This is a genomic window from Ochrobactrum sp. RH2CCR150 (assembly GCA_014138095.1).
Taxonomy (GTDB): domain Bacteria; phylum Pseudomonadota; class Alphaproteobacteria; order Rhizobiales; family Rhizobiaceae; genus Brucella; species Brucella gambitense.
In genome coordinates, this window is sequence record JACGXE010000003.1 from 131,102 (window position 1) to 143,909 (window position 12,808).

Consider the following 12,808-nt stretch of genomic DNA (forward strand, 5'->3'; position numbering starts at 1 on the left):
TTAGGAGACAAGCATACTCTTTTAGAAAATATTAGATACGTTAATGTTTGTATTTAAGATTAATTTATCGCTCTGCCCGAAATTAATGAACCTCGCCAGCGAGTTAGCTGATGGGCGGCGTGTATCGAGGAGGCGAGGCGCGGCTTAATCAGGCGCAAAGGGTCAAATTAAATTGGGGCCTGCAGCTCTCAGAAGCCCGGTTGTTGCCTTCAGGGTCTTTCCGTCCGCCAGCGTACCAAACTCGATTTTGAAGATATATTTTTGAAACATTCCCGCGGCAGCTCTGTTCTAACTGAGTGCCGATTTGGCACTTAACACTACTTTGGCAGTTTAGATTCTCGGGCGTGTGCCAGGAGCTTCTGACAGTGCGGGCATCTGCCGGGTGGCGACCGCATGAAGAGGTCGAGAATGGCTTGTCTAATTGCTGGCATGCTCGGTTGTGGCGGTGGACCGCCGACTCTTTTTTTCCGTCCCGCAGCTTTAAGGCGGCGGGCTTGGAGAAAGGCGTAGGCGATCATGGTCATCAAGGCGTGTCTATGTAATCCAGTCCATGATCGACCTTCGAAGTGGTCGAGACCGAGCTCTTCCTTCAATTGCTGATGTGCCTGTTCACAGATCCATCTGGCCTTAATCGTGGCGGCAAGTATCTTGAGGCTCGTATCGGATGGTAAGTTGGACACATAGTATTTTTGTTCGCCAGTCGACCGGCGTTCGCCGACGAGCCAGATCTCCTCGCCTGGCATGCATTGCATGCGATTGTCGAGCATCCGGTGCTTATGACCATCCGCAACGCGGACACGTCGAGCCGCAAACAAGCATGTCAGCCGGCCTTTAGTGCCACGTCGCCAGCTTATCTTGTGCCATTTCTCGCCAGACAGCATCGCCTCGGCAGAGACCGGCGGCTGGTCCGGGATGTGATATTGACGGCGCCTGCCGCTAGTCGCCACCGGGAAGATCAGATCAACATCGGCCGGATATACGTTTTGACGCCGCGATAATCCGACTGCCCACAGCAAACCGCGCTCACTCAGAGCCTGACGAAAAGCGCTGCTCGACCCGTAGCCCGCGTCAGCAAGCACACAGCCAAAACGCGAGCCTGAAGCGATGACACGATCAATCTCTTCGATGGCGATCTCCGGCTTTGTAAGAGCGACCTGTCGATCCTTCGGAACGCGCGCCCGCTTCATCCGCTCAGGATCATTCGTCCATGTGTCGGGCAGGAAGAGCCGAAGGCCCACCATCACGGACACTTCGCGCGAGGCCAGGGTCACAGACACCAGTGACTGGCAATTGGATGTCTTGCCAAGCGACGAAGCGTATTGAGGCGCGACGCCAACTGAATATTGTCCCTTCTTCGGTAATGCTGTGTCGTCGATGACGAGAAAGCCCGCCTGATCGCCGACCAGACGATCGGCCTCCTTCAGTAGCGCGGCCTCCAGCGGAGAGCTGTCCCAAACCCCGGCCGCAACAAAATGATGAAGCTGATCGTAGCCGACATCGTCTGCGCGCGCGGCCATCGGTTGCACGCTCTTACGGTCGCCTGGCCCAATCAGTCCCGCAATGTAAAGCGGACACATCCTGCGTCTGGCTCGATGCGAAAGACCCGCCAAAAATGGCTGAAGCCAGTGCTCGAGGTCGTCCATCCAATCAGCATTCATCACCAGCTCCCTTCAAAAGCTGGTTCCTTATGAATCACCGAAACTCCGCGGAGGGAAGCCCTAAATAATCAATCTACCAAAGTAGTGTTAAAATGTAGACTCATAAACTGATGCACCAGATGCGGACAGCGATGAGTTTGATTGCAGCGAGGAAATTGGCGGGGTTTTTATCGTAACGTGTGGCGATACCACGATAGTGTTTGATGCGGTTAAAGAACCGCTCGACCAGATTTCTCTGGCGATACACCCATGGTGAGAACGCGAAGACGCCCTTGCGGTTGGATTTGGGAGGAATATTGGCCTATACTTTGTAGCCTGCTGCTGTCTTGCGGATGGCATCGGTGTCGTAAGCTTTGTCGGCAAGCAGCGTGCTGCCTTCTTTGATACAAGCCATGAGACCTTCAGCCTGAGAGCAGTCAGCAACCTGGCCACCCGTCAGACAAAGATTGATCGGACGGCCTTCTGCATCAACAATCGCGTGGATTTTGCTTGTGAGGCCGCCACGGGAACGTCCCATGCAACCATCGTCAGCATCCCCTTTTTTCCTGTGGCTCCATGTTGGTGAACACGAACACAGGTGCTATCGATCATCACGATATCGCCGTCATAGGCCTCTGAGACAGCTTCCAGAAGCCGATCCCAGACACCGGCACGACGCCAGCGAACAAACCGGTTGTAACAGGTCGTTGCAATCCCATAGCGTTCAGGGATTTCTGACCATGATGACCCGGTGCGGAAGCGCCACAGAATACCATTGAGAACCATGCGATCATCAACCCGTGGAACGCCACGTGGTTTGCACGGCAACAGCGGCGCAATAATCGACCATTCCCGTTCTGTGAGTTCATAGCGGCGACGTGACATCAAAGACCTCCAAATCCGAGGCCTTTGAATCACTAATCTATTCAAATAGCTAGCATATTTATGAGTGCACGGCCTAGCATTACAGTTGCGTTTTTGATTTTAGATGAGCCCGTCTTGCTATGGCTTGGTGGCCCCTGCGCCAGCAGGACCATGCGATGACGTATGCCGGGTTTATACGTCGTTGGGCAAGTTTGTTTGCGATGCGTCGAATTTCTTGAACAGACCACCAGATCAAATCGTGATGGTCGGCATCCGCCGTCTTTTTTGGGGCGTCGCGTCATTGGCGCGGTATCGGATCACCGCCATCATGGCGAAGGCAAGCATGACGAGGGAAACGTGGCGATGCCAGCCATGCCATGACCGGGTTTCGTTGTGATCAAGTCCGAGCTCGTTCTTGGCAGTCTCGAAGCTGTCTTCGATTGCCCAGCGATGGCCTTCAACGGAAACGAGCGTCTGGATGTCGGTCCCGGCCGGGCACCATGTGGTGAAGAATGCCAGATCGCCATCGCTGATAATGCGCCGGATCAGGAGGCCACGGGTCCAAAGCCCCGATTTCGTCTCGTTGTATTCGTCGGCATGGAGGTCGGCGAGTTCGCAATAGGCCCAGTCATGAAGCCGTGCGCCTTTGGTGCCTTCACCGGCGGAAAGACGCTGCCATGCTTCAGGATCGAGATCACGGGCGATCTCCTGCGCTGTGCCGGCGACCGGAGGCTTGCCTGACCACGAGCCGAAATAGTGGTCTGATTTAACCCCGAGAACGTACCCTTTGCAGGCTCGGCGCAGGGTTCCCTCGACGTCCCCAACGCCATACACCGCATCGGCAGCCACCCATGAAAATGGCACATCGGCTGCCAATGCTCGCTGTATCATATCGACAGCCAGGCCTGGCTTGGTAGCGAAGGCTGTACCCTGAGGAACATGAGTTGCCGAAAGCCTTGCCGGATCGCCAGTCCAGCTCTTGGGCAAGTACAGGGCTCGATCGATAAAGGCATGACCGCGAACGGACACATAGGCGGCGAACACACCGATCTGGCAGTTCGTTATCTTGCCAGCCGAACCGATATATTGACGTGGAACACCGCACGACGTCTTGCCCTGCTTGAGGAAGCCTGTCTCGTCGATGACCAGGACTGCTTCATCTGTGGCGAGGTTTTCCACGACATACTCTCGCACGATGTCACGAAGTGCATCCGCGTCCCAACGTCCGCGCCCCAGAATGGCTTGTTGCCGCCACGGGCCGGGTCCCCGGCCGCCTCAGCGCGCATCCAACCTGTCTTACGCCGCTCGTCACCCAGTAAGCCGTCCAGGAAAAGGTTCGCAGAGGCTGCAACGCGCTCCTGCGTAAACAGTCCGCGCATGCGAGCCTTCACGTCGCGCAACGATGATGCCCAAAGCTCAAGCGTCGTCTCGATTGATGCACCTGACATCCATGACCTCCCATTCATGGAGACCCATAGATTCAGACATTGGATAAATATGCAACTGTAATGCTAGGAGGAATATCCAATGCCCGACAATAAGAATGAGAATAAGAGCGGCTCCGGTCAGCGTGGCGGTAGCCACGATCAGCATGTGAAAGCTGGCGAGCAGAGCCATAAGAATGATGGCGACAACAAGAGCGGTGGTGGTGAACGCGGCGGTATTTGTTTTCCATATACGGGCAGAACGTAAGCCAAGCTAAATCCTTGCGGCCACAGTAAATCCGGTAATATTCGGTGGATATAGCCCGATTTTCTTTCTTGTTTGCAGCTTTTGCGCGTATTTCAGCAAAGCTTAAATAAATGAAAGAGGAGAGGGCATGCGTTATATTCCAACGGCGGTGGCCGGGTTTGTCGGTCTGGTCTTGCTCAGCATTATTCTGGGTTCGTGGTACACGATCGACGAAGGTGAGCGCGGCGTTATTCTGCGCTATGGCGCTGTGGCTGGCGTCGCGCAGCCGGGGCTGGGTTTCAAGGTTCCCATGATCGATACCATCGTGCGGGTTTCTGTACAGTCGAAAGCGGCGATCTATAACCAGATGGAAGCCTATAGCCGCGACCAGCAACCGGCGACGATGAATCTGTCGGTCAACTATCGCATTCCGCCGGATCGCGTCGAGGAAGTCTACGCCAATTATGGCGGCGAGGACGGTCTGCTCTCGCGTCTGGTCGAGCGTCGTGTCTTCGAGGAAAGCAAGACGGTGTTCGGTAAATTCAACGCCGTGACCGCTATTCAGGAACGCAGCCGTCTCAATCAGGAGATTGCAGAAGCCATCCAGAACAGCGTGCGGGGACCGGTTGTCGTCGATAGCGTCCAGATTGAGAATATCGATTTCTCGGATGCCTATGAGCAGTCCATTGAGCAGCGCATGCTGGCAGAGGTGGAAGTACAGCGCTTGCGGCAGAACGCCGAGCGCGAAAAGGTGCAGGCCGAAATCACAGTGACGCAGGCCAAGGCACAAGCCGATGCCCGCCGTGCGGAAGCAGAGGCGCAAGCCGATGCGGTGCGTCTTCAGGCTGAAGCGGATTCGGAAGCCATTCGCTTGCGCGGCGAGGCAGAGGCAACCGCCATCAAGGCACGCGGCGATGCGTTGCGGGACAATCCGGGTCTGGTATCGCTGACCCAGGCGGAACGGTGGAACGGGCAGCTGCCTTCGACCATGTTGCCGAACAGCTCGATACCGATGTTGAACCTCAATCCGCAGACTGTATCGGAATAAATTAAAATGGCGGGGTTTTGCCCCGCCATTTTCTTTATCTTACCGCGGCTCGTTGCCACGCGGGCGGATATAGGCCCGCGGGCCATGATTGCCGGGACGGCCACCGTTCCAGCCCGGGCGATCCCAGTGGCGGTTACGATAACGGTGATCCGGGCGTCCGCCCCAGTGACCGCGACGATAATAGTAATCATCGCGGTCGTTGAGCGCAGAGCCGATTGCCACGCCGGCGATCAGCGGAATGCCGATGAGGGCTGCATTGCGTCCGAAATCATTGGAATAACCGTTGCCAACCGTTCCTTCCTGAAATGCTATATAGCGTGACGACGACCAGCCGTGGGTCGCGCCATAACTCACCTGACACCAGCCATAGCCCGAGGTGCAGCCATGCACCGTCACAGGAGCGCCGCCCGGAATAGCGCCCATGGAAGGATAGCCGGTACTTGGTCCGGTACGGATATTGAGATTGGCAGTGGAGATTGCATTAGCGGCCTGCGCCGCGCCTGCCGACAAGACTCCCACTACGACGAGAGCAGCTTTCAAAGCGAGTTTCATCGAACATCTCCCTGAGTGAACGCGATGAATGACGATAATCTTTTATAAAACGAAGGTGTCGGATGAAAGTTCCTCTTTTGATCTTGGTAAATAGCTGAAATGCAGCAAGCCAAGCGGAGGATTAGATTACAAACAAATGAAAAAAGCGCCGGACGATCCGGCGCTTTGGCTTCACTGTTTCTCTGTTCGTTTCGACTTAGCGTCTGCAACGCGCAACGTAAATCTGACCATGGCGGTTGCGATATTGGCAATTGCCATTGCGCAACTCACGCACCAGCAGACCGCCGAGGGCGCCAGCACCCGCACCGATCAAGGCGCCGCGTCCGCCACCGGCGATGCCGCCGATAATGGCGCCTGCGCCAGTACCTATCGAAAGATCTTTTTCAGTGGTGGTGCAGCCCGAAATCGCCATCAGCGCCACCAGTCCAAGTGCTACTTTCCGCATTTCTCTCTCCTCCATGAACCCGATAATGCAATAAGAACGATTCGCATTGAATTCGGTTGCTTGAAAATAAAAGAGAATTTGCAGAGAAAACAGTCACTAACGGCGATAACGCAAAATGACTGCAATCGCCAGAACGGCCAGGCCGATGGCGATGACGCCTTGAATAATGAAAACCGCATTCATCATGATATTGTCCTTCAGCGCCGGTGGCATGCTTAATCAAGCCACCGCGCATAGTGTGCCACTCGCAGCGCTTTCAGCAAAGTGAGAAGCGCTGCGGATTGGTCAGATGGCTGCAAAGCCCTTTTCAAGATCGGCGATGATATCCGCTACATCTTCCAGGCCGATCTGGAGGCGAATAACCGGACCCGGATAGTTGCCCTTGGCAATCAGGCGATCGGCAACACGCACCTGCAGCGCAAGGCTCTCGTAACCGCCCCATGAATAGCCGAGACCGAAAATCTCCAGCGCGTTAAGGAAGGCATGGGCTTCCGCCTGTCCGCCTTTTTTCAACACAAAGGAAAAGATACCGGACGAGCCGGTGAAGTCGCGCTTCCAGATTTCATGGCCCGGATGGCTTTCGAGGGCAGGGTGCAAAACCTGCGCCACCGCAGGATGGCTTTCCAGCCAATGGGCAACTTCCAGAGCGCTCTTGCGGTGATGTTCCAGACGGACGCCCATCGTGCGCATGCCGCGCAGGATCTGGTAGGTGTCGTCGGGGCTGGCGCAAAGTCCAAGCGTGCCGTGTGTTTCCAGAAGCTGCGGCCAGCACTTTTCATTGGCCGAAACAGTGCCGAACAGAATATCGGAATGGCCGGACGGATATTTGGTGGAGGCGTGAATGGTCACGTCGACACCGAAGTCGAGCGCCTTGAAATAGACCGCAGTCGCCCAGGTATTGTCCATCATCACGATGGCTCCGCCCTTGTGGGCGACTTCCACGATGGCCGGGATATCCTGCATCTCGAAGGTGTTGGAGCCGGGGGATTCCGTAAAGACCACCTTGGTGTTGGGTCGCATCAGCGCTGCGATGCCTGCTCCGAGTTCCGGATCGTAATATTCCACGTCCACGCCCAAGCGCTTCAGCATCGTATCGGCAAAATGGCGGGTCGGATTATAGATCGAATCGACCAGCAAAGCATGGTCGCCCGGAGACAGGAATGCCAGAAGTGGCACGGTCACAGCTGCCAAACCGGACGGCACGCAGATGGTTCCGGCGGAGCCTTCCAGCGCATTGATCGCATCGCAAAGCGCGTCGCTCGTAGGCGTTCCGCGCGTGCCATAAGTGTATTTCTGGTCGCCGGTCGCCATGGTTTCGGCATCCGGGAAAAGCACGGTCGAGGCACGGACAACCGGTGGATTGACGAAGCCGTGATAGTCGTGCGGCTGATAACCATCATGGGCCAGTCGCGTGTTTATCCCCAGTTTCGCTGTCTTGACTTGCTGCTTAGCCACGAAAATGCCTCCAGACCGTGTTGCATGCGTTCCGCCGGTTCTCTTTTGGAGAGCTCTGCATGGTCGTACCGACTCCCGGATGCGGCCAGATGCGGTTGGCAGAAAGATCATCGATTCCGATTATTGCGGAATGTTTAGAAGTTCATTCGATAAGCTGCGTCAGGGTTGGATGCAACCCCGCGTTCAGTGCTTGAAGCGCGAGACGCGATGCGAAAAGGGAATAATGAAATGTCATCACCGGATTTGAAAAACACGCTTCTCAATCCGGTATATGCAGCCAGCGAACTTGTTCGCTCATTATTGCGACCTGCCTATAAAGGCGCACCGTCTTCCTGGACCATGCAGATGACCGCGATCGTGGTGCTTTTGCCCTTCATCATCCTCATCCTGCACCTGTGGGATGCCGATATCGTGCGGGCGGCGGCTGGAAGCACCAATATTGTCATGGAAATCCTGCGAACCGTTACCGATGCGATCCGCACCATTGTCTGGCTGGCGGTCGCGCTTGTGGTCTGGCTGGTGACCGCGTTGATTCTGTCTCCGTCCTATCGCGGGCACATGCGCCATGCGCTCACGCAATGGCACGGCTGGGCGACGCTGGTTCTGGCGTCCATCGTTGCGGGCAGCATTCCGCTGGAAATCGGCAAGCTCGCTATCGGTCGCGCGCGCCCGTTTTTGCTCGATCAATATGGTGCGGCCTATTTCTCGCCGTTCAAAGGCGAGTTTCTCTATGAGAGCTTTCCATCCGGTCATTCGATGATGGCGGGTATCATGATGATGTCGCTGAGTATTTTTCTGCCGCGCTGGCGTTTTCCCATCATCGTTGTCGGCCTGTTGTTCTGCATCAGCAGGCTTGCTGCTGGGGCGCATTTCCCAACCGACATTATGGCAGGTTGTACCATAGGCTTGCTCGCAACCTGGTGGGTGGCACGCTACATGGCGACGCGAAATATTATTTTTTCATTGGACACTAAAAGAGCCCTCCCGAGAGCGTGATTCTGACCCACTTTGTAAGGTCTTCGGGCCGCAGTGACACAATGTATTTAATTTAAACATTTGTTATTGCTATGTTTTCCTTGAAGGAATTCTAGCGAGTGTCAATTATTACGCTCGAGTGGCCGCGCTCCCCAGAAATTGGGAAACTGTGTAAAAAAAATCGGCGCGCGCCCGGGCTTTTCCACGAAACACAGAATTTGCCGCCGTTATTAACTTGACCATTGCCCAATTATCGCCTTCGATAAGGCGGTGAAGGCGACAGGCGCCGCTGTGCTCGAAAATAAACATAAGGCCGGATAACCGGTCGGGGGCGAGAGGCGGTCTGCTATGCGTATGGGTTGGGGAGGAGCGCACCGCTTTTCCGGAAAGACCTATGCAACAAACAACGAGAGAGACGTTCGGGCGATTTGCGCCCCGCGTTTCCAGGGAACAAAAGGTTGCAGGCCAGATGAAAAATACGATTCTAATGGGGTTACTGGGTGCAGCAGCGCTGGTGGGCGCAGCTTCAGGGGCATCCGCCGACACACTTTCCGATGTTAAGGCAAAGGGCTTTGTGCAATGTGGCGTGAATACCGGTCTTCTCGGTTTTGCTTCCACGAATGACAAGGGCGAATGGTCCGGTTTTGACATCGATTATTGCCGCGCGGTAGCGTCGGCAATCTTCGGCGATCCGACCAAGGTGAAGTTTACGCCGCTCAATGCAAAGGAACGCTTCACGGCGTTGCAGTCCGGTGAAGTGGATGTTCTGATCCGCAACACAACCTGGACCATCAGCCGCGATACGTCGCTCGGCCTCGATTTCGCTGGCGTGAATTATTTCGACGGCCAGGGCTTCATGATCAATTCGAAGAAGCTTTCCGGCATCAATTCCGCGCTCCAGCTTTCGGGCGCTTCCATCTGCGTTCAGGCCGGCACGACGACCGAGCTGAACATGGCCGACTATTTCCGTTCCAACAAAATGGAATACAACCCGGTCGTCTTCGAAAAGGTTGACGAAGCCAACGCGGCTTATGATTCCGGTCGTTGCGACGCCTATACCACCGACCAGTCCGGCCTTTATGCTATTCGCCTGACGCTCGCCAATCCGGACGATCACGTCATTCTGCCGGAAATCATTTCCAAAGAGCCTCTGGGCCCTGCTGTTCGTCAAGGCGATTCGAAGTGGGCCGATGTTATCCGCTGGACCCATTATGCTCTGTTGAATGCCGAGGAATTCGGGATCACCAAGGCAAATGTCGACGAGATGAAGAATTCCGATAATCCGGAAATCAAGCGCTTGCTCGGTACGGAAGCCGATACCAAGATCGGTAACGATCTCGGCCTGGACAATGATTGGGTCGTCAAGATCATCAAGGGTGTCGGCAATTACGGCGAATTGTTCGAACGTAATCTCGGCGCGGGCAGCCCGCTCAAGATTGCACGCGGCCTCAACGCCCAGTGGTCGAAGGGTGGCCTGCAATACGGTATGCCGATTCGTTAAAGGCGACAGCTTTTGCGTCTGACATGAGGTGGGGCAGTGGCGCCGCCTCATGTCGGATTTGGCAGCTCTTTATTTCGCTGAAAACAGGCTCCCCCGCATGGACCGGGATCTGTTTTGCAGCACAAGCATTTGAATCGGGGCGATTGCCCGCAAGAGCGCATAGCATTTCGCTGGCCAGATATTTACCGGCCCGTCGCAAAAAATAATGGTTCGACCGCATTGTCGTTTCGAGAATTACGCTCCTGTTTTGGGGCGTCGCTTCCGTTCCGAAAGTTTGCGTCTGACCAAAGGTACAGGAAACATATGGCTTCCTATTCTGCAACCGAACGCCAAGATCGCAGTGGAACCTCACTTCTGTACGATCCGCGGGTTCGCGGTATCTTCTATCAGATTGTGGTTTTCGTCGCAGTCGTGGGTTTGATCTACTGGATCGTTGGAAACACGATTGCCAATCTTCAGCGCGCAAATATTGCGTCCGGCTTCGGCTTTCTGAACGGTCGCGCGGGTTTTGACGTCAGTCAGGCGCTGATCTCGTATAACAGCGATTCGACCTACGGGCGCGCCATTCTGGTCGGTCTGGTCAACACGCTTTATGTGGCGGGCTTGGGCGTTATCACGGCCTCGATCATCGGTTTCCTCGTCGGCATCGGCCGTCTGTCACGCAACTGGCTGATCCGCAAGCTTTGCACGGTCTATGTCGAGGTGTTTCGCAACATCCCGCCGCTGCTGGTGATTTTCTTCTGGTATTTCGGCATTCTGTCGACCTTGCCGAATGTGCGCGAAAGCATCAGCGGGCCGTTGCACACCTATATCAATACACGCGGTTTCTTCATGCCCGCACCCGTCTGGGGTGAGAAGGCATGGCTCATTCCGGTGGCGCTGGTGCTGGGTATTGTCGCGTCTTTCGTGGTGGCGCGCTGGGCCAAGCGTCGGCAAATGGCGACCGGCCAGCCCTTCCATACGATCCGCGTTGCGATAGCACTGATCGTCGGTCTGCCGCTGCTCGCCTTCGTTGTGACCGGCTTCCCCGTTTCTTTCGACATTCCGAAACTGGGCACTTTCAACCTGACGGGCGGGGCCCAGGTCAAGCCGGAATTCCTGGCTCTGTTTCTGGCTCTGTCATTCTATACGGCCTCATTCATTGCCGAAACGGTTCGCGCGGGCATTCTCGGTGTTAACAAGGGACAGACCGAAGCGGCCTATGCGGTGGGCATGCGTCCCGGGCCGACTATGCGCCTCATCATCGTGCCGCAGGCGCTTCGCATTATCATCCCGCCTCTGTCGAGCCAGTATCTGAACCTCATCAAGAACTCCTCGCTGGCAATTGCCATCGGGTATCCGGATCTCGTCGCTGTCGGTGGTACGATCCTCAACCAGACCGGCCAGTCGGTTGAAGTCGTGGCAATCTGGATGGTGATCTATCTGGGCATCAGCCTGGTTACGTCGGCCATCATGAACTGGTTCAATGCCAAAATGGCGCTGGTGGAGAGATGACCATGGAAAACGCCAATCTCCAATATATTCGCACGGAAATGGTCGATGGTGAAAAGCCGCCGCGCTCGGTGCAGGGCTTTTCGCACTGGCTGCGCGTCAACCTCTTCGCTTCTCCGACGGATGCGGCGCTGACGATCTTCGCCCTGTTTGTGCTGGTCTGGTTTCTGCCCTCGGCCCTTCAGTGGCTCTTCATCAATGCGGTGTGGAGCGGAACCGACCGCACGGCCTGTCTGACCGTCGCACAGGGTGGCGCGCAGCCTGACGGCTGGTCCGGCGCTTGCTGGGCGTTCGTTCAGGCCAAGTATGAGCAGTTCATCTATGGCCGCTATCCGATCGATCAGCGCTGGCGGGTCAATCTTACAGCTCTACTCTTCGTCATCCTTCTCGTGCCACTTATGATACCGAAGGTGCCGCAGAAGGCGCTGAACGCCATTCTGTTCTTCTTCGTCTTCCCGTTTGTAGCATTCTTCCTGCTGGTTGGCGGCTGGTTTGGCCTGTCATTCGTGGAAACACCACTCTGGGGCGGTCTTCTGGTGACGCTGGTGCTGTCCTTCGTGGGCATCGCGGTCTCGTTACCGCTCGGTATTCTGCTCGCGCTAGGTCGTCGTTCGCATCTGCCGGTGATCAAGACGTTCAGCATCATTTTCATCGAAATGGTGCGTGGCGTCCCGCTGGTGACGGTGCTGTTCATGGCGAGTGTCATGCTGCCGCTGTTCTTGCCGCCGGGCGTAACCTTTGACAAACTGTTGCGCGCCCTGATCGGCGTGGCGCTGTTCGCTTCGGCCTATATGGCGGAAGTGGTGCGCGGCGGATTGCAGGCAATCTCGCGCGGGCAATATGAAGGCGCGGATGCGCTCGGCCTCAGCTATTGGCAGAAAACGGGACTCATCATCCTGCCCCAAGCGCTGAAACTGGTGATTCCGGGCATCGTGAATACCTTCATCGGGCTCTTCAAGGATACGAGCCTTGTCTACATCATCGGCATGTTTGATCTTCTGGGCATCGTGCGCCAGAGTTTCTCAGATGCCAATTGGGCTTCTCCACAGACGCCTGCTACCGGCCTCATCTTTGCGGGCTTCGTTTTCTGGATTTTCTGTTTCGCTATGTCGCGATACTCTATATTCATGGAACGACGGCTCGACACGGGTCACAAACGATAAAAAGAA

The 12,808-nt window shown here is 55.7% G+C and carries 9 protein-coding genes and 3 pseudogenes; 6 read left to right on the forward strand and 6 right to left on the reverse strand.

What is annotated here, in order from left to right:
- Nucleotides 1–330: 330 nt before the first annotated feature.
- The 3 pseudogenes from FHW03_RS08130 to FHW03_RS08140 all read right to left on the reverse strand — a co-directional run bounded on the left by FHW03_RS08130 (nt 331) and on the right by FHW03_RS08140 (nt 3,949).
- Nucleotides 331–1,658 (reverse strand): annotated as a pseudogene (locus FHW03_RS08130) (IS701 family transposase).
- Between the two features lie 100 nt (nt 1,659–1,758).
- A pseudogene (locus FHW03_RS08135) lies at nt 1,759–2,522 on the reverse strand (IS5 family transposase).
- 231 nt (nt 2,523–2,753) lie between these two features.
- Nucleotides 2,754–3,949 (reverse strand): annotated as a pseudogene (locus FHW03_RS08140) (IS701 family transposase).
- A gap of 79 nt (nt 3,950–4,028) precedes the next feature.
- Between FHW03_RS08140 and FHW03_RS08145 the strand changes: the two are divergent.
- Entirely contained in the window at nt 4,029–4,193 is a 165-nt protein-coding gene (locus FHW03_RS08145; protein ID WP_182520190.1) for a hypothetical protein, read from the forward strand.
- Between the two features lie 127 nt (nt 4,194–4,320).
- Nucleotides 4,321–5,220, forward strand: a complete 900-nt coding sequence (locus FHW03_RS08150; RefSeq protein ID WP_182520191.1) for a prohibitin family protein — start codon at nt 4,321–4,323, stop codon at nt 5,218–5,220.
- Between the two features lie 39 nt (nt 5,221–5,259).
- Here FHW03_RS08150 and FHW03_RS08155 read toward each other — a convergent pair whose 3' ends face one another.
- From FHW03_RS08155 to FHW03_RS08165, 3 genes are all read right to left on the reverse strand, one after another.
- Nucleotides 5,260–5,772 (reverse strand): SH3 domain-containing protein, encoded by a 513-nt coding sequence (locus FHW03_RS08155; protein WP_182520192.1) that lies wholly within the window; start codon nt 5,770–5,772, stop codon nt 5,260–5,262.
- Between the two features lie 196 nt (nt 5,773–5,968).
- The gene (locus FHW03_RS08160; protein WP_113533938.1) at nt 5,969–6,217 is read right to left on the reverse strand and encodes a YMGG-like glycine zipper-containing protein; all 249 of its coding nucleotides are present in this window, start codon (nt 6,215–6,217) and stop codon (nt 5,969–5,971) included.
- A 285-nt stretch (nt 6,218–6,502) separates the two neighbouring features.
- On the reverse strand, nt 6,503–7,672 hold the full coding sequence (locus FHW03_RS08165; RefSeq protein ID WP_182520193.1) for a cystathionine beta-lyase: 1,170 nt from the start codon (nt 7,670–7,672) through the stop codon (nt 6,503–6,505).
- A 228-nt stretch (nt 7,673–7,900) separates the two neighbouring features.
- On the opposite strand from FHW03_RS08165, the gene lpxE reads away from it, so the two are divergent.
- The 4 genes from lpxE (at nt 7,901) to FHW03_RS08185 (ending at nt 12,802) form a co-directional block, all read left to right on the forward strand.
- Entirely contained in the window at nt 7,901–8,668 is a 768-nt protein-coding gene (lpxE, locus tag FHW03_RS08170) for a lipid A 1-phosphatase LpxE (protein WP_182520194.1), read from the forward strand.
- Between the two features lie 448 nt (nt 8,669–9,116).
- On the forward strand, nt 9,117–10,148 hold the full coding sequence (locus FHW03_RS08175; protein WP_182520195.1) for an amino acid ABC transporter substrate-binding protein: 1,032 nt from the start codon (nt 9,117–9,119) through the stop codon (nt 10,146–10,148).
- Nucleotides 10,149–10,451: 303 nt separating this feature from the next.
- A complete protein-coding gene (locus FHW03_RS08180) occupies nt 10,452–11,642 on the forward strand; it encodes an amino acid ABC transporter permease (RefSeq protein ID WP_182520196.1) in 1,191 nt (396 codons plus the stop codon).
- Nucleotides 11,643–11,644: 2 nt separating this feature from the next.
- Entirely contained in the window at nt 11,645–12,802 is a 1,158-nt protein-coding gene (locus FHW03_RS08185; protein ID WP_182520197.1) for an amino acid ABC transporter permease, read from the forward strand.
- Nucleotides 12,803–12,808 lie beyond the last annotated feature (6 nt).

Bases quoted from the DNA above. Each gene is read 5' to 3' on its own strand.
- FHW03_RS08180 (WP_182520196.1), top strand. From the start codon at position 10,452: ATGGCTTCCTATTCTGCAACCGAACGCCAAGATCGCAGTGGAACCTCA.
- FHW03_RS08185 (WP_182520197.1), top strand. From the start codon at position 11,645: ATGGAAAACGCCAATCTCCAATATATTCGCACGGAAATGGTCGATGGT.
- FHW03_RS08175 (WP_182520195.1), top strand. From the start codon at position 9,117: ATGAAAAATACGATTCTAATGGGGTTACTGGGTGCAGCAGCGCTGGTG.
- lpxE (WP_182520194.1), top strand. From the start codon at position 7,901: ATGTCATCACCGGATTTGAAAAACACGCTTCTCAATCCGGTATATGCA.
- FHW03_RS08155 (WP_182520192.1), bottom strand. From the start codon at position 5,772: ATGAAACTCGCTTTGAAAGCTGCTCTCGTCGTAGTGGGAGTCTTGTCG.
- FHW03_RS08145 (WP_182520190.1), top strand. From the start codon at position 4,029: ATGCCCGACAATAAGAATGAGAATAAGAGCGGCTCCGGTCAGCGTGGC.
- FHW03_RS08160 (WP_113533938.1), bottom strand. From the start codon at position 6,217: ATGCGGAAAGTAGCACTTGGACTGGTGGCGCTGATGGCGATTTCGGGC.
- FHW03_RS08150 (WP_182520191.1), top strand. From the start codon at position 4,321: ATGCGTTATATTCCAACGGCGGTGGCCGGGTTTGTCGGTCTGGTCTTG.